At 62.0% G+C, this 25,265-nt stretch carries 19 protein-coding genes, 2 tRNA genes and 1 pseudogene; 5 read left to right on the forward strand and 17 right to left on the reverse strand.

From position 1 onward, the window contains the following. Positions 1-25: 25 nt before the first annotated feature. Positions 26-1,360: a CapA family protein gene (locus tag B2994_RS04460; protein ID WP_291527172.1), complete on the reverse strand. Its 1,335-nt coding sequence runs from the start codon at positions 1,358-1,360 to the stop codon at positions 26-28. Between the two features lie 457 nt (positions 1,361-1,817). On the opposite strand from B2994_RS04460, the pseudogene B2994_RS04465 reads away from it, so the two are divergent. Further along, positions 1,818-2,072: pseudogene (locus B2994_RS04465) on the forward strand (transposase); the annotation flags it as partial. A gap of 72 nt (positions 2,073-2,144) precedes the next feature. On the opposite strand, the gene B2994_RS04470 reads toward B2994_RS04465, so the two are convergent. Together B2994_RS04470 and B2994_RS04475 are read right to left on the reverse strand one after the other, a co-directional pair. Further along, positions 2,145-2,234 (reverse strand) — tRNA-Ser (locus tag B2994_RS04470). Between the two features lie 38 nt (positions 2,235-2,272). Further along, a complete protein-coding gene (locus B2994_RS04475; protein WP_291527173.1) occupies positions 2,273-3,217 on the reverse strand; it encodes an EamA family transporter in 945 nt (314 codons plus the stop codon). Positions 3,218-3,339: 122 nt separating this feature from the next. Here B2994_RS04475 and dinB point away from each other — a divergent pair, with 122 nt between their 5' ends. Next, complete coding sequence (dinB, locus tag B2994_RS04480) at positions 3,340-4,647, forward strand: DNA polymerase IV (protein WP_291527174.1); 1,308 nt, start codon at positions 3,340-3,342, stop codon at positions 4,645-4,647. 15 nt (positions 4,648-4,662) lie between these two features. Here the strand turns inward: dinB and dapC are convergent, their stop codons facing one another. The 13 genes from dapC to B2994_RS04545 all read right to left on the reverse strand — a co-directional run bounded on the left by dapC (position 4,663) and on the right by B2994_RS04545 (position 18,196). Next, positions 4,663-5,847, reverse strand: coding sequence for a succinyldiaminopimelate transaminase (dapC, locus tag B2994_RS04485; RefSeq protein WP_291527175.1), 1,185 nt, complete (start codon positions 5,845-5,847; stop codon positions 4,663-4,665). A 73-nt stretch (positions 5,848-5,920) separates the two neighbouring features. Beyond that, positions 5,921-6,244: a ferredoxin gene (gene fdxA, locus B2994_RS04490; protein WP_291527176.1), complete on the reverse strand. Its 324-nt coding sequence runs from the start codon at positions 6,242-6,244 to the stop codon at positions 5,921-5,923. Positions 6,245-6,318: 74 nt separating this feature from the next. After that, complete coding sequence (locus B2994_RS04495; protein ID WP_291527177.1) at positions 6,319-7,848, reverse strand: amino acid permease; 1,530 nt, start codon at positions 7,846-7,848, stop codon at positions 6,319-6,321. Positions 7,849-7,983: 135 nt separating this feature from the next. Then, positions 7,984-9,630, reverse strand: coding sequence for a UxaA family hydrolase (locus B2994_RS04500; protein ID WP_291527178.1), 1,647 nt, complete (start codon positions 9,628-9,630; stop codon positions 7,984-7,986). 199 nt (positions 9,631-9,829) lie between these two features. Further along, positions 9,830-10,120: a F0F1 ATP synthase subunit epsilon gene (locus B2994_RS04505; RefSeq protein ID WP_414630640.1), complete on the reverse strand. Its 291-nt coding sequence runs from the start codon at positions 10,118-10,120 to the stop codon at positions 9,830-9,832. Beyond that, a complete protein-coding gene (gene atpD / locus B2994_RS04510) occupies positions 10,117-11,604 on the reverse strand; it encodes a F0F1 ATP synthase subunit beta (RefSeq protein WP_291527180.1) in 1,488 nt (495 codons plus the stop codon). Before atpD ends, B2994_RS04505 begins: the two co-directional genes overlap by 4 nt. Before the next feature lie 8 nt (positions 11,605-11,612). After that, entirely contained in the window at positions 11,613-12,521 is a 909-nt protein-coding gene (locus B2994_RS04515; protein ID WP_291527181.1) for a F0F1 ATP synthase subunit gamma, read from the reverse strand. A gap of 3 nt (positions 12,522-12,524) precedes the next feature. Beyond that, a complete protein-coding gene (gene atpA / locus B2994_RS04520; protein WP_291527182.1) occupies positions 12,525-14,171 on the reverse strand; it encodes a F0F1 ATP synthase subunit alpha in 1,647 nt (548 codons plus the stop codon). A gap of 36 nt (positions 14,172-14,207) precedes the next feature. Then, a complete protein-coding gene (locus B2994_RS04525) occupies positions 14,208-15,026 on the reverse strand; it encodes a F0F1 ATP synthase subunit delta (protein ID WP_291527183.1) in 819 nt (272 codons plus the stop codon). A 32-nt stretch (positions 15,027-15,058) separates the two neighbouring features. Next, positions 15,059-15,583, reverse strand: coding sequence for a F0F1 ATP synthase subunit B (locus tag B2994_RS04530; protein WP_291527184.1), 525 nt, complete (start codon positions 15,581-15,583; stop codon positions 15,059-15,061). A 60-nt stretch (positions 15,584-15,643) separates the two neighbouring features. Further along, complete coding sequence (atpE, locus tag B2994_RS04535; RefSeq protein ID WP_291527185.1) at positions 15,644-15,880, reverse strand: ATP synthase F0 subunit C; 237 nt, start codon at positions 15,878-15,880, stop codon at positions 15,644-15,646. A 117-nt stretch (positions 15,881-15,997) separates the two neighbouring features. Then, the gene (atpB, locus tag B2994_RS04540) at positions 15,998-16,813 is read right to left on the reverse strand and encodes a F0F1 ATP synthase subunit A (protein WP_291527186.1); all 816 of its coding nucleotides are present in this window, start codon (positions 16,811-16,813) and stop codon (positions 15,998-16,000) included. Between the two features lie 348 nt (positions 16,814-17,161). Then, positions 17,162-18,196 carry a homoserine O-succinyltransferase gene (locus B2994_RS04545; RefSeq protein WP_291527187.1) on the reverse strand — a complete coding sequence of 345 codons (1,035 nt, stop codon included), beginning with the start codon at positions 18,194-18,196 and terminating at the stop codon, positions 17,162-17,164. A gap of 232 nt (positions 18,197-18,428) precedes the next feature. Between B2994_RS04545 and B2994_RS04550 the strand changes: the two genes are divergently transcribed. Beyond that, a tRNA-Met gene (locus tag B2994_RS04550) sits at positions 18,429-18,502 on the forward strand. 130 nt (positions 18,503-18,632) lie between these two features. On the opposite strand, the gene B2994_RS04555 is transcribed toward B2994_RS04550, so the two are convergent. Continuing rightward, a complete protein-coding gene (locus B2994_RS04555) occupies positions 18,633-22,310 on the reverse strand; it encodes a hypothetical protein (protein WP_291527188.1) in 3,678 nt (1,225 codons plus the stop codon). Positions 22,311-22,531: 221 nt separating this feature from the next. Between B2994_RS04555 and B2994_RS04560 the strand changes: the two genes are divergently transcribed. Continuing rightward, complete coding sequence (locus B2994_RS04560; protein ID WP_291527189.1) at positions 22,532-24,931, forward strand: alpha-1,4-glucan--maltose-1-phosphate maltosyltransferase; 2,400 nt, start codon at positions 22,532-22,534, stop codon at positions 24,929-24,931. 113 nt (positions 24,932-25,044) lie between these two features. Continuing rightward, positions 25,045-25,265 (forward strand): inorganic diphosphatase (locus B2994_RS04565; RefSeq protein ID WP_291527190.1); only part of this gene is annotated, 221 nt, incomplete at its 3' end.

The following is a 25,265-nucleotide window of genomic DNA, read 5'->3' on the forward strand; positions in this document are numbered from 1 at the left end:
TGGTTCCTCCTGATTCGATTACGTCCTACTCTTGGGTAATTTTCCACTCACGCACGACGTTGGGGTCGGGATTGTTGCGGTACAGTACGCTGCGAATGCGTTCATGGATGCGCGCATCTTCAGATTCGCTCCAGCACACGCCATCGGGATGGTCCTCGGCCATTGGGCACCACGTGTACGTTCCCTGACGTTCGGATGCGGTGGGAAGCCAATCGATGCGCGAAACGCGCCACGAGTCAGCCTGCCCCGACTTACCCGCGAACTGCACGCGCATGGTCACGCCCTCGTTGTTGGATTCGTGGCCCTTGATACTGGTGGTGACGGTGACCGCATTGCCCAACCCGTAGATGATCCATGTGCCGTTGTAATACTCGATCGGCTGGGCGGAGTGGCTGCCCGTGCCGAAGATTAGGTCGAAGGCACCGGTATCGGCGAGCGCATGCGCTTCGGATATCTGCCAGGGGTCGGCGTAATCGACGTATTCGACGATGGAATGCAGTGTAATGGCCACCACATCGGCGCCTTCGCTGCGCGCCGTCTGCGCTTTGGCGACCGCGCGATCGATATCGGACTGATGATGGGGGCTCTCCACGCCGCGCAATTGGTCAACCATCCAATCGGGGTCGGCGGTGTAGCCGTTCAATGACGATGTACCAGCGATCACGGAAATCTTGCCACCGCCCGTGGGTGAGTCGATCACCATCGGCTTCATCGACGAGGCCTCATCGGTGTAGGCACCGGTATGGAGGATGCCGGCCTCGTCCAGCATGCCGGTGAGTCGGGCGATGCCTTGGGCACCCTGATCCCATGAATGATTGGTGGCGGTGGTGCAGGCGGTATAGCCGACATTGGCCGCGGCATCAACCACCTCGGGGGGAATATTGAATACAGGATATGCACTGTACGGACCGCCGCGTTTGGCCACCGGCGTCTCGAAATTGCAAACCGACACGTCAGATGCGGCGATATAGCGCTTCATGGGCTCGAACAGCGGATCGAAGTCGAAGGCCGTACCGTCGGTGGCAGAGGTGTTCGGCCCGGCGAAGTTGTTCCACAGTCGCTCATGGAACAGCAGATCGCCGTTGATGAGCATGGCGATGCAATCGACGTCCGGGCAGGCGGGGGAGTTGCCATGATGCGTGGGCACCGGATCGGGCACGGCGTCACCGCGAACGAGCTCGGCGCTCTGTGCAACCTCACCGGAAGCCACCATGCGGGTTGAGCGCCGTGAAGACAGATATGCCCATGCACCGGCTGATACCACGGTAATGGCGAGCACCAGCGCAATGATGATCGAGGCGACGAACCAATGCGACACCGTATGATACCCGTGTCTGGCGTGTTTGCCGAACCCAACCATATCTTTGCCCTTTTCTCCAACAGACAGACCTATGCCGTAATGACTTGAGCATATCGAACAACTGCTACGACCGAATACAATACCGGCTACGACACTCGTCAGAGCGTCTTACGGCAGCATTGTTAGCGCTCTCTTTGTCAACCGGCGAGCCCACCCATAAAATTGCCTACGGACGGTCGGACAACGACGTACCCTCCGTCCTCTTTATTCATCGGCAAAGGGACGATTCACCAACGCATCGCGACATATCGAATGCGCGGCAGGGGCCGGCGACAAGGTGCCGGACTCGTTAGGGACCGAGAAATCGCCAACACTTCTCGATAACGCCCGTTGGTTTGCGCACTTTGGGCTTCGGGTTCTGACGAAAAGGGACATGGCCCGTTCTTGGTACGATTTTCAGTCGCCAAACAATAAAAACCGCGAACAAAAAGAGACCGGGAGCAGACCCGCGGAAATCATGCAGTTCGATCAGGCCATGTTCGAGTCCAGGCCCGACCGGATGGTGCGCGAGAAGGTCGAGCAGATCGTCAACCGGATGCTTGACGCGGAGGCCGACGAGATCGCCAGCGCCTCGCGCTACGAGCGAACCGGCGGACGCAAGGCGTACCGCGCCGGCCACTACGGCCGGCGGGTCACCGCGAAGGCCGGCGGCCAACCAAAGTGCGCATACTTTCGGGCACTACCGGGCCGCAATGCGCTGAAACAGCCGAAAAGCCCTGCCTTGTCTCAAGTGGTTTTGGGCATAGAAAAACCCACCGTAAGCTAGCAGAGTACGGCGGGTGTATGGCGGAGTGAGAGGGATTCGAACCCTCGAACCGCTAACGCAGTTAACACCTTAGCAGGGTGCCCCTTTCGGCCACTCAGGCATCACTCCAGCTGTGAACTTTCAATACAAGAAAGCACAACAGAGACTTATTGTACCAGTTCCCCGGACTTCGAATCGCCGGAAAAGGTGATAATCACGGCGACAATCACCAACAGAATACCCAGCACATCCCAAATCGTTGGAATTTCACCGAAAACCAGGGCGACAACGGCGGCCATGGCAGGATTGACGGACTGCATCACGGAGAACGCGCCGGATGTGGTCCGCCGCATCACGATCTGATCGGTGACATAGGGAATGAAGGAGCCGCACAACGAAACCACCAGTAGCACGCCCAGCAGCAGCCACATCCCGTGAGCACCCGCGGCCCATGTCGCCCCGGTCTTCGGATGCACGGTATGGCGCACCGCCGGCACAGCCAGCACCAGCGACTGCGCCGCCCAGCCGGCCAGCATGCTCACACTCAGGTTGTCGAGGGGGTTGCCGCCGGACGCGACTTTGCGCCCGAGCACGATATACACGCCCCACATGGAACCGCCCACCAGAATGGCGATCAATCCGACCAGAAACGTGCCGCCCGTCGGCTGGACCAGCGACATACCCGCCAACAGCACCATGCCGGAAGCCGCCACCGCTATGCCGACGCGCTCCCGCCACGACTTGCCGGTCAGCACCGCCACGGACAACGGCCCGATGAATTCGATGGCGGTGGCCACACCCACATTGATATTGCCGATGGCCACGTAATACATCGTGTTCATCATCGTGAGCGACAGGCCGCAGCCGACGACAACCAGCCACCCCCTGACGGTACCGGGCAGATGCGAGCGGACCGAGGCGCGCCAGGGACGACGCCACGCCAGCAGCATCAGTGTGCAGAACCCCACGCGATACCACACCGCATACAGGGGATCCAACTGGGTGAAGGCCTGCTTGGCCACCAACGTCGCCGTATACATGACCAGGGCTTCGAACAGCACGATCACGAACACCGGCAGACGATTCATCACAGCGAGCACAGCTTGTTTCACAAGCCTCTAGGCTACCACCGTCGATCCATGCAACCCCGGCGACGCAGGCGCCGGAACACATCAACCCGCCGCTTTCTTGTTCGCCGGCATTCCGGCATCCTCCATACGCCTACCATGGATGTATGAGCACCGCACCAAGGCTGAAGGCCGCCAAACGCGATTGGGGGCACGACGAAACCGGATGCACCGTGCTGCATATCGACATGGACGCCTTCTACGCCTCGCTCGAGGTCGCGCGGCATCCGCAGCTCGCGGGCAAACCGGTGATCATCGGCACTGGGCCGCGCTCGGTGGTGTCGGCGGCAAGCTACGAGGCGCGACGATACGGCATCAACTCCGCCATGCCCTCGGCGCGGGCGAGGCAATTATGCCCCGACGGCATATTTCTGCCGGTCGACATGCGCTACTACCGCGCACAGTCGCATCGCATCTTCACCGAAGTGTTCGAACAGATAACCGATCGCATCGAACAGGTGTCGGTGGACGAGGGGTATATGGACGTCTCCGCGGCTCTGACCCAGTGGGAACACCCCAGCCGCATCGGCGCATGGATCCGCCAGGAGGTGGCTCGACGCTTCCACGTAACCTGTTCGGTGGGCATCGCCGGCAACAAACTCGTGGCGAAAATGGCATCCACAAACGCCAAACCCGACGGCATGCTGCTGATTCCGCTGGCAAGGCACGCCGAATTCGTACAGATGATGCCTTTGCGGGGCATTCCCGGCATCGGCCCGTCACTGGAGCGAAAACTCAATGCATGGGGCGTGACATCGGCGGCCGATCTGGCGCGCATGGACGAGCCCTCGCTCGCCCGGGCCACCGGATCCGCGCTGGCCGCACATGGATTATGGCAGGCCGCGCGAGGAATCGACGAGCGAACCGTCACCCCGTACACGCCGGCAAAATCCATAGGGGCGGAGCGCACCTTGCGTCACGACACCAGCTCGTGGCGCACCATCAGCAACCTGCTGCGATGGGCCGCCGACGACGTGGCGAGCACGCTGCGGCAGCGGGGACTCCTGGCGCGAACCGTCACCGTGAAGCTGCGGTTTGCGGATTTGAGCTACCAAACAAGATCCCGCACGCTTGGCCAACCGGTGGACACGGCGAGCGCCATACTGCCCGAGGCGCTGACGCTGCTCTCGGACATGCTGGGAATGAATCACAGGCCCGCATTCAACGACGACCGCACCGAATTGCCAAAACTCATTCGTCTGGCCGGCATCAGCATGAGCGGTTTGAGCAACGTGGGCGACACGGTGGTCCAGCCCTCGCTCATCGATTTGCTTGACGAAGCCGACGCAGCCGTCGAGCGGCCGCACGGCACCACGGCCGGTACCACCAAACCGCAGCGTCTCAGCAAGGCCGAGCAGGCAATTGACGCGGTGCGGCGTCGATTCGGCGGCAACGCCGCGTCCCTGGGACTCTAGACCAAGGGCCCGCGGTCACCGACCCGCAGCGGCAGTGAGACGTTCGGCGGCGAGATCGATCATCGCGTCCGGCGCGGTGACGGCAAAGCGCAGATATTCGGGAGCCGAATAGAACTCCCCGGGGCTCGGCACGATGCCCAGTTCAGCCAATACGGCCATATCACGCCAGCAGTCGCCCGATTTGGCCCGCACCCACACATACAGCGCGCCCTCGGGCATGGCAGCGTCATAACCGTTGTCACGCAGCGCCTTCACCAGCTCCGTAAGACGGCGACGATACCGTTCACGCTGCTCGTGCACCGCCGCCACGTCCCTGAGCGCCGCAGTCATGGCGGCCTGGACCGGGCCGGGAATGATCTGGCCGATCTGCTTGCGGTATTCGGCCATCTCGCGCAGCAGCGAAGCGTCACCGGCGATCAGAGCCGTGCGATATCCGGCCATATTGGACTGCTTCGACAGCGAATAGAGCACCAGCACGCCTTCGGCTGAACCACCGCACACCAATGGGGACAGGGCGCAGGGCGTGGCGCTCAGCGAATAGGCATGTTCGGAGGCGGGTTCGTTGGAGGTCTCGGCAGATGAATCCTCACGCCAATCCATCAGCGCATAGCACTCGTCGGACAGCACCGTCGCCCCGACCGCCCGCGCCGCGGACACAATGCCGGACAGCCCGTCGGCATCCAGCACCTCGCCCGAAGGATTCGACGGGGAATTCACCCATACGGCCTTCACGCCCGGCACATGACGCCATGATTCGACGTCAGCCACATCATCGACTTTCAGCACCGTGGCGCCGGCCAGTTGAGTGCCGATCTCGTACGTGGGGTACGACACGCGCGGCTGCACCACCACGTCACCTTCCCCCAGGTGCAGCAGCGAGGCCATAAGCGCCACGCCTTCCTTGGAGCCGACGGTCGGCACCACGCCAGCGCCAATCGCTTCGAGATCCACGCCGCGCAGGTTGCGGAACCATGTGGCGATGGCGTCGCGCAGCCCCTTGGTGCCGGCGGTGGTGGGGTACCCATGCGCATTGGCGGCGTCAACCGACTCGATCATCGCCGAACGAACGGATTGCGGAACGGGGTCAACCGGGGAACCGACCGACAGATCGGCCATGCCCCCGGGCACGGACGCGGCGGTCTTCTTGAAGCCGGCAATACGGGACCAATCATACGGCGACGAGAAAGCACGAAAACCCATGTGCCCTACCATACGACAAACCCCCGGCTTCATAACCGGGGGGCTCGTCGCGTTGTCGGCTCAGCTGAAGGCGTCAGCCTTGGTTCTGCGGAGGCAGGGCCGCGACCTGAGCCGGATCCTTACCGATCGGACCGGCGGCGGAAGCGCCACCGAGATCACCCACCTCGGCGAAGAATTCGACGGCCGCGTCCTTGTACCACGCCCACTCGTCAGGCAGATCATCCTCATAGAAAATGGCCTCCGTGGGGCATACCGGCTCGCACGCGCCACAGTCGACGCATTCATTCGGATTGATGTACAGCGAGCGCTTGCCCTCGTAGATGCAGTCCACCGGACATTCGTCCACACAGGCCTTGTCACGGACATCCACGCACGGTTGCGCAACAACGTACGGCATATTTCCTCCTTACAACACCGTCAAGTTTGAACTCTGCACTATATCGCCGGTATCCAGCGTACTCCGGGCACGCGTCAGACGCCGATGCCGGCGGCGACCTCATCGCCGATATCGCCGGTCAACTCGCCGTTACCCAGCCGGGAATGACGGTAGCCGTAGGCGAAGTAGATCACAAAGCCGATCACCAGCCACACGACGAAACGAACCCACGTCAGCACCGACAGATTGAGCATCAGCCACAGGTTGGCCAATGCGATCAAAATCGGCACCCACGGATTGCCGGGCATCTTGAATGCGCGCGGCAGTTCCGGACGCTTCCTGCGCATAATCGGCACCGAAATGGCCACCAACGTGAACGCCGACAACGTGCCGATATTCACCATGTCGGAGAGTACGCCCACATCGAAGCATGCGGCGACCAGGGCCACCACCACGCCAACGCAGATCTGCAATCCGGCCGGCGTGCCATGCCGGCCGGTTTTGGACAGCCGTCGAGGCAGCAGGCCATCGCGGCTCATGGCGAACACAATGCGGGTCAGTCCCAGCAGCAGCACCATCACCACAGTGGCAAGCCCCAGGACGATGCCGAAACTGATCACCTTGGCGGCCCATGTGGCCCCGACCAATTCGAAGGCCGTGGCCAAGGACGGGTCGTCCACCGCGGCGAGATCCTTGTAACTCACCATACCGGTGGTGACGACGGCGACGAGCATGTACATCACGATAATGAGCAGCATGCCGAGGCCGATGCCCAGCGGCACATTCCTATGCGGATCCTTGGTCTCCTCGGAGGCGGTGGCGACCACATCGAAGCCAATGAACGCGAAGAACACCAACGCGGCGCCGGACAGGATGCCGGGCACGCCGTAGACGGACGGCGTCATGCCGGTGGCGGCCTGCCACAACGGCTGCTCCCACACGCCGCTCACGGCGGAATCGCCCTGAATGGCCGAAGCGGGTTCGCTCGGCGGAATGAACGGCGTGTAGTTGGACGCCTTCACGTAGAAGAAGCCGACGATCACCACGAAGAACACGATGGCGATTTTGAGCACGGTCATGGCACCGTCCACGCGCGCGCCGATCTTGGTGCCGAACACCAGCAGCACGGTGAAGAAGGCGACGATGATCAGCGGCGCGAAATCGAAGGAAAAACCGCCGAACAACACCACCTTGGTATTGAGATTCCAGCCCATCAGCGAGAAGAAATCATTGAGATACACGCCCCAGTATTTGGAGATCACCGCACCGGCCATCAGCATTTCAAGGATCAGATCCCAACCGATCACCCAAGCCACGATCTCGCCCACCGTGGTGTAGGTGAAGGTGTAGGCGGACCCGGCCACCGGAATCATTGAGGCGAATTCGGCATAGCACATGACGGCCGCGCCGCACACCACACCGGCGATCAGAAAGCTGATGATAACGGCCGGCCCCGCGTGATAGGCGGCCGCCTGGGCGCCCACCGAGAAAATGCCCGCGCCGACCGCCACGGCCACGCCCATAATGGCAAGATCCCAAGCGCCGAGCGAGCGCTTGAGCTTGCGATCCTTGTCGTCAGTCTCGGCAATGGTCTGCTCAACTGACTTGGTTCTGAACAGTTGCATCGATGCCCCTTCTGTGGTTACGCCCCGCACAGGCCGCGCCTGCCGCCGCAGACACCGCGCACGGGCCCGCACCACATAGTACAGCGCACTTGCTGACAGCGGCGGAAATGCCGAGCGTCCGAACGGACAACCGGTCTACTCGGTGGGACCGTCCTTGAAAATCACCGTCTCCTGCATGGCGTTCCTCTCATTGTTGGCTTCGCTGCCGTTGACGATGCTCAGCACCAGCTTGCGGAAGTCCTCGTCCACCACGGCGGCGGGCTCGTCGAGCAGGCGCCCGGCGTTGAAATCGATCCAGCGCCTCTTCTTCTGCGCCAGCGGGGTGTTCGTGGCGATCTTCATCGTGGGCACGAAGCAGCCGAACGGCGTGCCACGTCCGGTGGTGAAGAGGATGAGCTGGCATCCGGCCGCGGCCATGGCGGTGGTGGACACCATGTCGTTGCCGGGCGTCTGCATCAGCGACAGGCCATTGCGTCGGAGGCGCTTGCCGTATTGGATGACGTCCTCGACCTCGCATTTGCCGCCCTTGCGGATGCAGCCGAGCGACTTATCCTCGAGGGTGGTGATGCCGCCGGCCTTGTTGCCCGGCGACGGGTTGTCGGAGATGACCTCGCCGTACTTGCGGAAATGGCCTTTGAAATTGTTGATCAGATCGACGATGTCGCGGAACACGCCTTCGTCGCGGGCCTGGGACATCAGCACGGTCTCCGCCCCGAACATTTCGGGGACCTCGGAGAGAATCACCGAACCGCCCTGCGAGACCAGCCATTCGGCGAAACGGCCGACAAGCGGATTGGCGGTGATGCCGGACATGCCGTCGGAGCCTCCGCATTCGACGCCGACACTCAGCTCATTCATCGGAATGTCGGTTTTCACGTCGTTTCCGGCGGCCTCGTTAAGATCTTCCAGCAAGGCGGCGGCGGTGTCGAACTCGTCGTCCTCCTCCTGACAGACCATGAAGCGCACGCGTTCGGGATCGTAATTCTTCAGACCGGCCTTCATCAACGCCATCTGGTTGTTCTCGCAGCCAAGACCTACCAGCAGCACGCCACCAGCGTTCGGATGCTCGACAATGCCCTGCAGCGTCTCCTGCGTCCACACCAGATCGCCGCCGAGCTGCGAACAGCCATAGGGGTGACGGGCCACGATCACGGAATCGAAATTGCCGTTGCCGTTATGACGGGCGGTGAACATACGGGCCATCGTGGCGGTGATGCCGGAGATGCACCCAACGGTGGGCACGATGTAGAGGTCGTTGCGAATGCCGACCTTGCCGGTGGCGCGACGGTACCCCTTGAAGGTCATGGTGGGGTTTCCGGGCTTCACGGTGTCGTCGACGGGCCTGTAGTCGTATTCGAGGTTGGCGCCAAGATTGGTGGCGATATTGTGGGTGTGCACCCATTCGCCCTTCGTGATGGGCTGGATGGCATGGCCGATTTCGAAGCCGTATTTGACCACGTTCTCACCTTCGGCGATGTCACACAGCGCGATTTTATGGCCACGCGGCACATCATCGAGCACGGTCAGCTCGCCATGCCCCTCGACGGACACGGTCTCCCCGGCCGCGATCGGACGAGCCGCCACGCACACCATGTCGCCCTCGGCGAGATAGATGGTGTCAAGACCGGTTTTCTCGGGGATCTCAGCGATATAGTCATGCCGTCCGGCCGCACCGCCATCGCCGCAGGTGCGAACGAATCCGGCGGAGGTTTCCACAGCCACGGAAGCCTGAAGGTCATGGTTGCTGCAGTTGTCGATTTGCGTCGTTGCGTTCGTGCTCATGCCTCCATGGTATGAAGCCACCGATATCGCCGATCGATTTGTTGCCACCCCTTGCACCATCCGACTCCGACACCGGGGATGGGGACGGGCCCGTGGATCGCCATGGCCGTCCCGCATATGGCAACAGGGCCCGCAATCGCAAGGATCGCGAACCCTGTTATCTGGTTGGCTCTGAAGACTGCCGGATGAAATCGCCCGCCTACTCTTCGGCGGACGCGACCTCGGCGGAGCATCGTTCCACAGCCACAGTGAGCTTATTCGAATCGAAGGAGACGAAACCGTCTTCGACATCGAAACCGTGATGCGTGCCGTCGGGTTCGGTCACGGTGACGCGACCGGAGTTGACGACCGTCAACACGGGCTCATGGTTTGGCAGAATGCCCATACCGCCTTCGGAGGCGGGAACGGTCACGCCTGTCGCCGTGCCCGACCACACCGGACGGTCGGCCGCGACGACGGTCACCTGCATGGTGGATTTGTCCGCCATCAGGCACCCAGCTCCTTCTGCATATCATGCCACTTCTTCTCGAGGTCATCGATGCCGCCGATGCCGGAGAAAGCCTGCTCGGGAACATCGTCGTACACACCGTCGCAAATGCGGGTGAACGCCTCGATGGTCTCGTCAGCGGGCACATACGAACCGGGGCGGCCGGTGAACTTTTCCGCCACATAGAAGTTCTGGCCGAGGAACTGCTCGATACGACGCGCGCGGGCGACGGTGGTCTTGTCCTCCTCGCCGAGCTCGTCGATGCCGATCAGGGCGATGATGTCCTGAAGTTCCTTGTTGCGCTGAAGAATGGCCTTGACACGGTTCGCGCAGTCGTAGTGAGCCTGACCCACATAGCGGGGGTCAAGAATACGAGAGGTGGAGCTCAGCGGATCCACAGCCGGGTAGATGCCCTTCGACGCAATGTCACGAGACAACTCGGTGGTTGCGTCCAAGTGGGCGAAGGTGGTGGCCGGGGCGGGATCGGTGTAGTCGTCGGCGGGCACGTAGATGGCCTGCAACGACGTGATCGAGTGACCACGGGTCGAGGTGATGCGCTCCTGCAGGGCACCCATCTCATCGGCCAGGTTCGGCTGGTAGCCCACGGCGGAAGGCATACGGCCCAGCAGGGTGGACACCTCGGAACCGGCCTGGGTGAAGCGGAAGATGTTGTCGATGAAGAGCAACACGTCCTGGTTCTGCACGTCGCGGAAGTACTCGGACATGGTCAGGGCGGTCAGCGGCACACGAAGACGGGTGCCGGGCTGCTCATCCATCTGGCCGAACACCATGGCGGTCTTCTGCAGCACGCCGGCCTCGTCCATTTCGCCGATCAGATCGTTGCCCTCACGGGTACGCTCGCCAACGCCAGCGAACACGGACACACCGCCGTGGTTCTGGGCGACTCGCTGAATCATTTCCTGAATCAGCACGGTCTTGCCCACACCTGCGCCGCCGAACAGACCGATCTTGCCGCCCTGCACATACGGAGTCAGCAAATCGATCACCTTGATGCCGGTTTCGAACATCTGGGTCTTGGACTCCAGCTGATCGAATGCAGGCGGGTTGCGGTGGATGGGCCAACGCTCGGTGACCTTGATCTGCTCATCCGGCTTCTTGTTGAGAATATTGCCGGCGACGTCAAAGACGTGACCCAGGGTCACATCGCCGACCGGCACCTCAATGGGACCACCGGTGTCGACGACCTCGGCGCCACGGACCAGACCATCAGTGGGCTTAAGCGCCACGGCACGGACGATCGAATCGCCCAGATGCTGTTCGACCTCAAGCGTGATCTGATGAAGCGTCTCACCCTCCTCGCTGGCGCCGGTGCTGCCCAGCGTCACGGTGAGGGCGTTGTAGATATCGGGCAGGTGTCCCACCGGGAATTCGATGTCGATCACCGAGCCCTGGACACGCGTGACGCGACCCTTCGACGGTCCTTCGACCGAGTCGTCGGGCGCATTGGTCTGAACTTGATCAACCATCTGCGTTCCTACTCTTCCTCTTTGTTCAGCGCGTCAGCGCTGCCGATAATTTCGGTAAGTTCCTGCGTAATCGAAGCCTGGCGGGAAGCGTTGAGCTTGCGCGTCAGATCCTCGATCAGCGAGCGGGCGTTATCCGTGGCCGTATGCATGGCGTTCTGCCGGCTGGCGGTTTCCGAGGCCGCGGACGTCAGCAGACATTCGTGAATACGAGACTGGATGTACTTGGGCAGCACCGCATTGAGCACCTCATCGGCGCTGGGCTCAAAGCTGTATAGCGGGGCGGTTTTGGAAGCGGCGCTCTCCTGCGTTCCATCGGAGGACTGCACGAGTTCGACCGGCAGCATACGTAGTACGCGCACCTTCTGAACCACCATATTGACGAATTCAGTGAACACGATGTACAGCTCACTGACCCCGCCCTCGGCGGCCGGCTTCATATAGGCTTCCAAAAGCGCCTTGGAGATGTTCTCGGCGATTTCGACGCCGGGCTTGTCGGTGTCACCTTCCCATGTCTGGGCGATGGCGCGGTTACGGTACTTGTAGTACGTCACGCCACGGCGACCATACACGTAAAGCTCAGGCTGCTTGCCCTCCTGATCAAGTCGGGCAAGCAGACTTTCAGTCTCACGGATAATGGAGGAGGTGTACGCGCCGGCCATGCCACGATCCGACGTCAGCGCAAGGACGGCAACGCGGTCGTTGCCCGCTTCCTTGGTGACGATCGGATGCGTGACATGGGTGTGGGCCACCAACGCCTGGACGGCATCGGAAATCGCATCAGAGTACGGCTTCGCGGCCAGAGCCACGTCACGGGCCTTGGCGATGTGCGAGGACGCGATCATTTCCTGAGCGTTGAAAATCTTCGCCAACGATTCGGTGGAAGCGATCCTGCTCTTGAATGCGAGTTGCGAGGCCATGGCTTACTTCGCTCCCTTGGACTTCTTGTCGGGGGCAACGAGCTTCTCCTGCTCGACGACGGTCTCGGGATTGACCTGAGGCTTCTTGTCGACCAGCGGCTTGCCCGCCACAGACACATACGTGCTGCGGTAGTCCTCAATCGCCTTGTCAAGCGCCTTCTCGGTCTCGGCGGTGAAGTCGCCGGACTCGCGAATCGTGGTAAGGATGTCGGTGTTGTGGTCGACATAGTCGAGCATGCCCTTTTCGAACGGCAGCACGTCGGCGACCTCAAGATCGTCGAGCTTGCCATGGGTGCCCGCCCACACGGAAACCACTTCCTGCTCCATCGAATACGGAGAGAACTGCGGCTGCTTAAGCAGCTCGGTCAACTTCGCGCCACGGTTCAGCTGAGCCTTGGACGCCGCATCCAGATCGGAGGCGAACATGGCGAAGGACTCCAGCGAACGATACTGAGCCAGCGAGATCTTCAGAGTGCCCGACACCTTCTTCAACGCCTTGGTCTGAGCCGCGCCGCCCACGCGGGACACGGAAATGCCCACGTCCACGGCAGGACGCTGACCGGCGTTGAACAGATCGGACTGGAGGAAGATCTGACCGTCGGTGATGGAAATCACGTTGGTGGGAATATACGCGGAGACGTCGTTCGCCTTGGTCTCGATGATCGGCAGGCCGGTCATGGAGCCGCCGCCCAGATCGTCGGAAACCTTCGCGCAGCGTTCCAGCAGACGCGAATGCAGGTAGAAGACGTCGCCCGGGTAGGCCTCACGCCCCGGCGGACGACGAAGCAGCAGCGAAATCGAACGATACGCTTCGGCCTGCTTCGACAGATCATCGAAGACAATCAGCACATGCTTGCCGTTGTACATCCAATGCTGGCCGATGGCCGAACCGGTGTAAGGGGCAATGTACTTGAAACCAGCGGAATCGGAAGCCGGAGAGGCCACGATGGTGGTGTACTCCATAGCTCCTGCGTCCTCAAGGCTCTGACGAACCGACGCGATGGTCGAACCCTTCTGGCCGATGGCCACGTAGATGCAGCGCACCTGCTTCTTCGGGTCGCCGGACTCCCAATTGGCCTTCTGGTTGATGATGGTGTCGATCGCGATGGCGGTTTTACCGGTCTGGCGGTCGCCGATGATGAGCTGTCGCTGGCCGCGGCCGATCGGGGTCATTGCATCGATGGCCTTCAGACCCGTGGACAGCGGCTCGTCAACCGGATGGCGGTGCATCACATCGGGAGCCTGGGCCTCCAGAATGCGGCGGCCTTCGGTCTTGATCTCGCCAAGACCATCGATGGGCTCGCCCAGCGGGTTCACAGTACGCCCGAGGTAGCCATCGCCGACGGGCACCGACAGCACCTCGCCGGTACGACGCACTTCCTGGCCTTCCTCAATGCCTGCGAAATCGCCGAGGATAACCACGCCGATCTCACGAGCATCAAGGTTGAAGGCCAGGCCCAGCGTGCCGTCCTCAAAGGTGAGCAGCTCGTTGGCCATGCAACCAGGCAGTCCCGTCACGTGCGCAATGCCGTCACCGGCCGTGGCCACATAGCCCACTTCCTGGGTGGGGGTGTCCGACGGCTTGTACGACTCGACGAAATCATCGAGCGCCTTGCGTATCGTGGCGGGATCAATGGTTAGTTCTGCCATGATCACTCCTTATTGTTGATAAAAATTAAATGGTCCTCAGCCAACCGAGCGCTTCAGGCGCTGCAGCTGGGCGACGACGGTGTGGTCGGAAACCTCCGAGCCGTATTGGACGCGCATGCCACCGATCACCGAGGGGTCAACCACCGAGTTGATATGCACCGGGCGGTTGAGCTTGGCGCGGTAGGTGGCGATCAGACGCTTGACCTGATCGTCGGTAAGCGGCACTGCCGTGGTGACGGTGATCATCAGATCGCCCATATGGCGGGACAGCTTACTGATCAGCCACTGGATGATGGTCAGATACCGACGGTTGCGCAGCGCGCGCGTCGCGTGCTCGGCCAGCACCATGGTCACGGGATCGAAGTTCTGTCCCGCAAGCAGTTCCCTGAGGAACGCCACGCGGCGAGATTCCGGAGCGTACTGGTCAGACAGCTCGGAACGCACCTGCGGAAGATTCAGGAACGCGGAATGGATCTGCGCGAGTTCGATGGAAACACGCAGCGTCACGCCCCTGGCATCCGCAAGGTACATGACGGAATCCACGCCAAAATCCTCCACTGCCGAAGCAAGATGGCTCATACGGCTCCAACGGCGACCCACCACATCATGCAGGATCTCGACGGTCAACGGATGGGCCTGCCCATTGAGCAGCTCATCCACCAGTTTGACCTTGTCCTCGACGGGACGAGAAGGATCGGTCAGCGCACGCTGCAGGCGCTTATTGGCATCGAGCACGCCGGCGAAGCTGAACAGCTCGTCGTAAATGCGCTCGTTGTCGGATCCAGCCGCCTTGAGTTTCGGCGCGAAACTGTCTCGGGACTGACGGTCCGAGAGCAGCGAAGCCTCTCCTTGCATGTCACCTCCTTGACGTGTTATTCGGGTTGTTGTCAGGCCTTGTTCGCGTTCACGTCGTCGATGAGCGAGTCGATCATCGACGACTGAACGTCGTTGTCCTCAAGCTTGGAGCCAAGAATCTTGCCGGCCAGAGCGGTGGCGATGACGCCGACCTCGCCCTTGAGCGAGACCAGGGCCTGCTGCTGCTGAGACGCGATGGAGCGCTGGGCGTTCGCGGTGATCTGCGCGGCTTCCGTTTCGGCGCGGGAGCGGGCGTCGGCGATGATATGCGAGGCCTCGGCACGGGCATCGTCACGGATCTTGGACGCTTCGATGCGGGCTCCGCTGAGCTGCTTCTCGTACTTGTCTTTGGCTTCCTCGGCTTCTTGCTGGGCCTTCTCGGCCTTGGCGATGCCGCCTTCGATCTTGGCGGCACGCTCATCAAAAACGCTCTGGAACTTGGGCAGGAAGAACTTGTAGAAGAAAATGGCGACGATGACGAGGATGACCGCGCTCCAGAAGATGTCAAAGCTCTTCGGGAGGAACAGGTCAATACCCTCTGCTGCCACAGTCTGCATGTCCGTCTCCTTTCTACTGAATCGCTAGGCTTGCCTGGATATTACCGGTTGGGCCAACGATCAGCGGAAGATGAAGCCGGAGATGAAGCCCAGGAGGGCCAGGAACTCGACCAAGCCGAAGCCCAGCCACATCAGCGTCTGGATGCGACCGCCAAGTTCAGGCTGACGAGCGGTGGCCTCAATGGCCTTGCCGAAGATGATGCCCACGCCGATGCCAGGGCCGATGGCGGCCAGGCCGTAGCCAATGGCACCGAGGTTGAGGTTGCCGGTGACCTCTGCCAGAGTAATGAGATCCATGGTTGTTTCCTTTCTTATTGGCTTCCCGGGGGAAGAACCAAACTGAAAAACTTGATATGTGCTTTTGAATTGCGCGGATTCGCGAGGGAGCCGAATGCCATTCCGGCCGGACCGGGATCAGTCCTCTTCCGGATAGCTCAGGTTGATGTACACGCAGCTCAACGTGGCGAAGATGAACGCCTGAAGCGCCGCGACAAAAGCCTCGAACAGCGTCATGAGGAATCCGCCCGCGAAGGTGACCACGCCGAAGCCGATCATCAGCTTGTTCTCTGCCTCAATGAGGAAGAACTGGGTTGCGGCGAAGCACAGCGCCACGATGAGATGGCCGGCCATCATATTCGCGAAGAGTCGAATGGCCAGGGACAGGGGACGGATGAGCACGATATCGATCAACTGCATCGGAGCCAGAATGATGTAGACCGGAATCGGCACACCGGCGGGCAACAGCTCATCCTTCAGATATTTGCCCAGGCCCTTGCCCTGACAGGCGGCGATCCAATACTGCACAAACGTCCACAGCGCGAAGAACACCGGCATCATGATCGTCGCGGTGGCCGCGATGTTCATGCCGGGGATGATGCCGCAGATATTGAAGACGAGAATCGTCATGAAGATTGTGGTGATCATCGGCACATACCGACGGCCGCGCTCGGATCCCATCACCTCGTAGACGATGTTGTTCTTGACGAACTCGAGCACCCATTCCACGGCACCCTGCCAGCGGCTCGGAATGATTTTGGCGCGCTTGGCGGTGATGCCGAGCACCAGCAGCAACACCACGGTGGCGATGAGACGGATCATGACGATGCGGTTGATCGCGAAGGGCGTGCCCTGGAACACGAAGGTCTCGGGGAGGAAGTCGTCAATCGTGGGGATTTCCATCTCGGCTGCCGCCAAATTCGCCGCGGCTGCCAGGCTCACCACACCTGCCATACTCGTACCTCCTAATCAAACAGACAGCATTCAATATAGACCCGACACGCGCCCGATTTGTGACAGGTGCGTTACCAGGGACCATATGAACGATCCGTTCCGTTAACGTTCACATTACTCGATCCGGGCATGTCACATACGCACGAGTCGAACATGCTTCGTGTTGGTTTACTGCCTGTGGGGGACAATGTCAACTTCCCCGCCGTGGCTGTGGACACTATGCGCCTCCGGACCGAATCCACCCGGATATGTGACCTTCGCCACACAACGACATACGTCGGCAAAGTGTCGCGCGCCACCGGCCGCCTCCGGCGTGTCCGGGCACCGCAGGCCCGGCGCCGACGAAGGTCAGTGCGCAACGAGACCGTAGCCGTCCGATTCGAGCGGCCTGTAGCCGTCCCGGCGAGGGCCGCCCGGCTCGTGACGGATCGACCGGTCGGTGCCGAGACGCTTTTCGCGACGCAGTCCGGGCACCTCGCGAAGGTCGTATGGCGTGGTCTGATACACCCAGTTCAGCCAGTTGCGCCACAGCAGGTTCGCATGCGCGCGCCAGGAGAAGAGCGGTTCCAGCGACGGATCGTCATGCGGGAAGTAGTTCTTGGGGAAGGGCACGTTCGTCATGCCCTTGGCCATGTCGCGCTCGTATTCCTCGGCAAGCGTGTACTTGCCGTATTCCCAGTGCCCCAGCGCGAACACTTCGGAAAAATCGCGCGTGGCGATCAGCCCCGGCCCGGATTCCGGCCCCCAGGTGAGGATCTGCAGATCGGGATTGGCCCTGACCTGCCCCTCATCCACGCCCGCCAGCCTGGAATGCGGCTGAAGAGCGATCTCATCGAAACCATTCGTCAGGAAGCAGTATTCATCCTGCAGATACTGCGGGAAGACGCCGAAGATCTTTTCAGGCAGATCATGCTTGCTGACACCAAAGCGGTAATACAGCGCACCCATCGCGCCCCAGCACAGGTACATGGTGGAGAACACATGCGTGGACGCCCAGTCGAGGATCTGTTTGAACTCGTCCCAGTAGTCCACGTCCTCGAAGGCCATATGCTCCACCGGCGCACCGGTCACGACCAGGCCGTCGTAGTAGTTGTCCCTGAAGGCGTCCAGATTCTCATAGAACTTGAGCAAATGGTCCGCGCTGACATGCGTGGACTCATGCGTGGAGGTCTTCATGAAGTCGATTTCCACCTGCAGGGGCGACTTGGAGATCAGCCTGAGCAGCTGGGTTTCGGTCTCGATTTTCTTGGGCATGAGATTCAAAATCACCAATTTGAGCGGGCGAACGCGCTGACGCTCCGCCTCGGGCTTCTCAAGCGCGAAAATGCGCTCCGAGTCGAGAATGGCTCTGGCCGGCAGGCCGCTGGGGATTTTGATAGGCATACCCCCATTATGACCGCCCGCAGGATATGTGGGCCGCCATGAACCACCGAATGACCGCAGCCGTTATAGGCATTCCCGATAACCGGCTATCGGTGACGAAGACGACGGCAATCCGGAATCCCCATTCAGCGGAATACGGCGGTTTATCGGCGTCGCAGATCGCGACACGCCATGATTTGACTTATCGATCTTCACCCGTATCGTAGATAGAGCTGTCTGAAAGACATGCCGACGCGGGGTGGAGCAGCTCGGTAGCTCGCTGGGCTCATAACCCAGAGGTCCATGGTTCAAATCCATGCCCCGCTACGAATAGGGTCGGGAATCGCAACGGTTCCCGACCCTTCCTCTTTTTCAGGTTCTGTCGCATGAGGCGGCCGGCTGATCGGGCCGCTAAGCCCGCCGCGCCGCGCCGGCGGCCCCAGCTCCTTCACATCAGCTAGACCCGTCGCCGGCTGGCGACACCGAGACCGACGACGCCGATAACCGCGGCGACGACGCCGACGGCCAGGGCGACGACTGTCGAGTTGCCAATGCCGGTCAACGGCAACGAGTCCGAGATCGTCACGCTTTCCTCGGCGACCCGCGCCGCGCCCACATGCAACGCATCGCCCTGCTCGGACCATAGAGTCTCCCGCCAGTAATACTCACCGGGCTCCTCAACTCGAATATCAGCTGATTGCACCAGTTTGGCGCCTTCGGCGACCGGTACGCGCTCGGTGACGGCCACGGATTCGTCCTTCCTCACATCGTCATCCGACGACGCGCGGAACAGCTCGAACGATATCAGCGTCCCGGCGGGGGCGCCGCCGTCAATGAACGCCACATCATGCACCTCAGTGGGCGCCGCACCGCCTTCGCTGGCCTCGGTGGTCACCCTGATCACCTCGAAGGACTCCTCCGGTATGCGCGATCCATCCACGATAAGCGGCTCGCCGGGACGATCACCGCTGGCGATCACCGTCTTCCAGTAATACCGTCCGGGATCCGGCGCCGGCAACGACGCCGTCGTCAGTTCACGCATGCCGGCGTCCACGGGGATCGGCTGCCGGCCAGTGGTGCCGATCTGCTCATCACGCGCAAGCAAACCGCCGCACCGCCATAGCTGCGCCTCGTAGGTGCTGCCTGCCGGCAACACGCCATCGAGAATGAGCGTGTCCGTAACGCGCTCGCCGTCAAACCACCGCTGCTTGGACACTTTGGTGGCCAGCGAAACCACGGCGAAGCTTTCTCGCGCCTCGCGCGCAGGCAGGTACGCCACCGTATCGCCCGCCGCATCCACAACATGCAACCGGTAATAGTAGGTTCCAGTCGGCCAGTCGGCTTCGATCGCCCACTGCGGGGACTCGACGTCGAGCGCGGAGGAAACGCGGCCGGCCGCATCGTCAAACGGCAATTGCGGCATTGGCGTGATGTCGCCTTGCTTGACCATGCGATCGGTGGAGACGTCGCCGTCACCCTGCCGCCAAAGTTGCCAACGGTAGGTCACGCCCTCGGGAGTCTGGCCGATCGCCATGGACACATCGGCTTCGCCCCGCTCCCATGCCTCGACGTGCAGCACATCCGTGGCGACGTGCCGGGAGGACTCATAGCGGCCGTCGTGCCGCGCCAACGTAGCCGCGTCCACATCAGTGCTGTACCGATGCACCGAGGTGCGCTCGTTCGGATCACCGTACTGGCCGCACGCAAGCTCATTGCCGTATTGGTCACGAACGGCGGCGACCCAGTAGTATTCGCCGGCGACGCCCACCTGGAAGCCCTCGGCGCGGAACGTCAGCCCGTCAGCCGAATTGGCGTCCCTGACCTGGGTGTCGGTAAGCGCATACCGCCGGACGCCCACCAGCGTTCCATTGACGGCATCACCGGTGTTTCGGTACAACGACACGGAGACGGCGGCCCCCTGCGGCACATTCACCACGTGCCCGTCTCTCGAGCCGGGACGGATGGTGATCTCGTCCCAGATCGCGGTATCCACCGCGCCCAGCGGACGTGCGCGCGTGGAGAGATCCGCCGATGCGACGACCTCGGTCACCTCCCCCTCGACACCGAGCGGATGGCTGTCGAGAACGTCTCCGTCGGCACTTCGCAACGTGGCCTTCCAGTAGACATAGCCGTTGGCCAGGGACCGAGCCTGCGGGCTGGTGACGGTCTGCCGCGTCTTCGTATGGTCCAGTTCCACGCGAACCTCGTCAAGCAGCTTCCCTTCGCCGGCCTGTTCGCCGAAACCCACCGGCTCATACGCGCTGAACGTCACATAGTCCCCGGGCCGCACCGGTCCGGTGATGTTCGCAGTGTCCCGGAACGGCTCCCCCACGCCGACCACGGCCGGCTGCACCGCAGTGGTCAGCGCGGGGGCCTGCGGCACCACCTTGGTGACCCGCGTACGCTCCCAAGCGTCGTCATACGAACTGGTCGCAGGCTCCACCCGATCGTCCCCCGAGAAGACGTAGACGAACACATACCAGCCAGGCCTGTCGGCGATGATGGACACCGGTTCGCCGGAAGCGTCCGGCGCGCCACCGCCGACCTTGATCAAACCGTTCTTCGCGGGGTAGTTCCACGTACCGACGAGTCGGTGGTGGTCATCCTGCGCGGGAGGCGACGAGCCGGAGGGCTTGTAGGCGTCCATATCTCCGGCATCCATCTCGTCGCCGGCCCAATAGACGCTTACCTGCGCCGTGGCCTGATCCGGACCGAACCCATATGCTTCCGATCCATGGAAATCACCGTGATCGTCCGGGAATCCCGACACGGTGATCCGGTCGGATATCTCGCCGCCCACCGCCGCGGAATGATCGGTGACGGTGGACTCCACATGGAGACGATGCCGGATGCTCTGCGTTTCCGCCGCCTCAAGGAACGGCGTGACGACATCATTCGCCAGATACGACCGATCGGATTCATCCTGTCTGGATCGTTCGAACGCCCACACCCACGTGCCAAACCCGCTTCGGGCGTGATACGGCTCGTCGCCATCCTGTTCGGTCACCGCCCGCACCTCATGCCGCTGGCCGGGACCGTCGAAGCTCGCGCGCCCATACGCTTGCGGCACATGACCCTCCAACGCGAGACGCGCCAGGAAATCACGAATCCCCTCATGGCTTTCAGGACGCATCTCCTCGCGAAGATCGTCCGACGCAAGACCATCGAAATAATAGCCATCCGCCGTCAGACTCACGCCATCGGCCCAGCTGTCGCCATCACCCAGCCCCGAAGACACCACGTCCCGCACCTCGGATCCCGGCTGAAGTAGTTTATCCGGCACCTCGGTGGCAATCGCGGGAATGAACTGCCGCCTGACGCTGAATTTCACACCATCGCCCTGCGACATGACGCTGCCTCCGAACTGGACGAAATCCTGCGAGCTGATAAGCTTCCGCAACGCCGCATGCTCATACTCGCTGTGCACCTGAACCTCGCCGGTACCAGTGGCGGTCCAGGCGAATTCCTGCCGCTCGGTCGAAGACACGCCGGAGATTTCGGCGGTTCCGGTCTTGTCGAACACCGCGGGGCCCTCCAGACGGAGCGTGAATGGCACATCCGCCACGGCCGCGCCGGCGCCATTGGTCACCACGGCGTACACGACACCGTTGCGCAGACCGGGATACACGGTATAGCTTGCCGACATGCCGCGGGGTACGGACCGCTCGGCTTCGGCTCGCAGCCGCTCGACGCGTTCGGCTATGTCCGGGCGCTTGCGCAGCACGTCGGCGCGCCTGGCAGCCCACAGTTCCTTGTCGGCCGCCTCGAAGAGATCATGCACAAGGATGGAAATGGCCACATGCGTCTCCGACTCGCGCCGGCCGCGATATCGCTGCGCCAGCCATGCGACCAGCCGCGCGTCGGAGGAATCCGGAACGGGCTCGGCCTTCTCGTACGACTCCTCGTCATGCACGCCCGACTCGATGCAATAGACGTTATTCCCATCGGCATCGTGCATGGTCGTGCCGAGCGCGTACACCACGCCGTCATACAGAAATCGCTGCCACATGCCTGAGCCATTGACATAGAGCGGCTCGGCCGCCTGTGCCGCCGACGCGCCGCCGGCCACGCCCGTCAACGCCATGCACAGCGCGGCAACCAACGCCATCATGGCCCGTATCGTTCGTTTCGTCATGATGTTCCTTTCGCAGAACTCCTCGCCCGTCGCGAAGAAGGTGCTCAAGAGCATGGCAGATCGAGTGCCGCCACCGGGCGGTTTTCGGACAATGTGCGCGGATGTGGAATTCGGGACGGTCGGATCCGAATGCCGTCCCGCGTCGTCGCCGCGGATAACTCTCGGTGAACAACTGTGACGGCGATGCAGATTCCATATCTCCGATGAATTACGATGAGACTATGGCCACTACACACCGCGCATCCAAGCGCAATGAACAGAAGACCGCCGCCAACGCCAAGTCAACGACGACTGCGGCCGGGGAACAATCAACCGACGCGCAGCCGACGCGGCAGACTACGAGCGGACAGTCCGCCAGCCCCGCCGCCGCGCGCACAACCGAGCGGGGCGGCGCCCGCGTCACCCGTGCAAAGGCGACCCGCAGGACCGCCACGCACGCACCAGCCACCCGCAAGACCGCCGCCGGCAGCCGGTCAGCGAGGCGAGCGGCCACCGCCACGGCGCCCACGCCGTCCGTCATCGAACCGGTATTCGACGCATACGGCGAGGCCGCGGCACCGACCATTCCAGTCTCCGACCCCTCGCAATTCGGCCGCGTGGTCGTCATGGACGTCACTCCCAACGAGGAGTCCAACCGATTCCCGGCCCGCGTGGAACTCGGCGAAACCTTCCGCATCACCGCGGAGATCTTCATCGAAGGACGCGCCAAAACCGGCGCAACCGCCATTCTGCGCAATCCCCGCGGCCGCGAAATGATGCGCCGCCAAATGGCCTGCACCAATGCGGGCCTCGACCGCTGGGAAACCGACCTCAAGGCCGGGGAGCATTCGGATCTCAAGCCGTGGGACAAGGAATACGCCACGGTGAAACGCCAGCTTGGCGACTGGACCCTCGTGGTGCAGGGCTGGGAGGACAGCTATGCCTCGTGGCTGCATGACGCCGACATCAAAGTACGTGTGAACGATGACGTGGACAACGCGCTCAAAGAGGGCTCCGCGCTGCTGCGCCGCTGGGCCGACGCCAAGGACAGCCATCTGAAGGCCGCGCAGCGAGGCGTTCTGCAGGACGCCGCCGACGAGATGGACGACGAATCCCTCTCCCCCGCCGATCGTCTCGCCGCAGCCACCAGCGACGCCGTCACCGAGCTGCACCATACCAATCCGCTGCGCGACGGTCTGTCGGAAAGCGCGCCGACAACCATCCGCGTGCAGCGCCCCAAGTCCTCCTTCGCCTCGTGGTACCAGTTCTTCCCGCGCTCCGAGGGAGCCTACGTGGACAAGGCCAGCGGCAAAATCGTGCAGGGCACGCTGAAAACCTCGGTCATCGGTCTGGAACGCGCCAAGCGTCAGGGCTTCGACATCGTGTATCTGCCGCCCATCTTCCCGATCGGCGTCACGAATCGCAAGGGCAGGAACAACACGCTGGTGGCCGGTCCGGACGACCCCGGCTCGGTATTCGGCGTGGGAAGCTCGGAGGGCGGCCACGACACCGTCGATCCGAAGCTCGGCACCATGGACGATTTCAAGTCGCTGGTGAGCAAGGCCCACGAACTCGGGCTGGAAATCGCGCTCGACTTCGCCCTGCAATGCTCGCCCGACCATCCGTGGGTCACCGAGCATCCGAACTGGTTCCGTCACAAGCCGGACGGATCGATCGCCTTCGCCGAGAACCCGCCAAAGAAGTATCAGGACATCTACCCGATCGACTTCAACGCCGACATGCCCGGCATCGAGAAGGAAGTCGAGCGTATCCTCGAAATCTGGATCAAGGCCGGCGTGACCATATTCCGCATCGACAACCCGCACACCAAACCCGTGCGCTTCTGGCAGGATGTGATCGCCGCCGTCACCAAGAGGCATCCGGAGATCCTGTTCCTCGCCGAGGCCTTCACCCGTCCAGGCATGATGCGCGCCCTGAGCTACGCGGGCTTCACGCAATCGCACTGCTACTTCCCGTGGCGCAACACCAAGGAGGAGCTCGAGGAATATCTCGTCACCACCAACTGCGACGACGGATACTATCAGCACAACACCTTCTGGCCCACCACGCCGGACATCCTCACCGCCTACCTGCGCGACAACGGCATTGCCGGCCATGCGGTGCGTGCCGTGCTCGCCGCCATGGGTTCGCCGTCCTGGGGGATCTACTCCGGCTACGAACTCATCGAAAACGTGCAGCGCCCCGGCTATGAGGAGCAGATCGACAACGAAAAATACGAGATCAAGGTGCGCAACTGGGCGAATGCCGAACAATACGGCATCTCCGCCCTGCTCACCTCGCTGAACCGCATACGCCGCGAGCACACCGGACTGTTCGGCTACCACAACCTGACGCTTCTGGAAAGCTCCGACGAGAACATTCTGGCCTTCGCCCGCCACAACCCGGCCGAACTGACCGGAACGGGCAAGCCGGAGACGCTGGTCGTGGCGGTGAATCTGGACGGCCACAACGCGCACCAGTCATCGGTGCATTTCGAAATGCCCGATTTCGGCGTCGACCCGAAGACCGGCGCCCATCTGCGCGACGAGCTGACCGGACGCGACTTCTCCTGGGGTTGGGACAACTACATATCCCTGGCCCCGTGGGCCGATGTCGCCCACGTGCTCAACGTGATGTACTGACGGACGCCTCTCGGCAACGCGACATCATATGGATGAAGCCGCCACCCCCTCGCGAAAACGGGTATTGTAAGAGGCGAACAACTGCTGATCACACCGATCAAGGAGATACAACAATGGCTGAGACCTTCAACGTCGTGGTGGAGATTCCGCGCGGATCCAAGAACAAGTACGAAGTGGATCACGAGACCGGTCGCGTGTTCCTGGACCGTACCCTGTTCACCTCCATGGGCTACCCGGATGACTACGGCTACATCGACGGCACCCTGGGCGAGGATGGCGATCCGCTCGACGCGCTCGTCATGATTCCGAACTCCGTGTTCCCGGGCTGCGTGGT

Source organism: Bifidobacterium sp. UBA744, assembly GCA_002298605.1.
GTDB lineage: Bacteria > Actinomycetota > Actinomycetes > Actinomycetales > Bifidobacteriaceae > Bifidobacterium.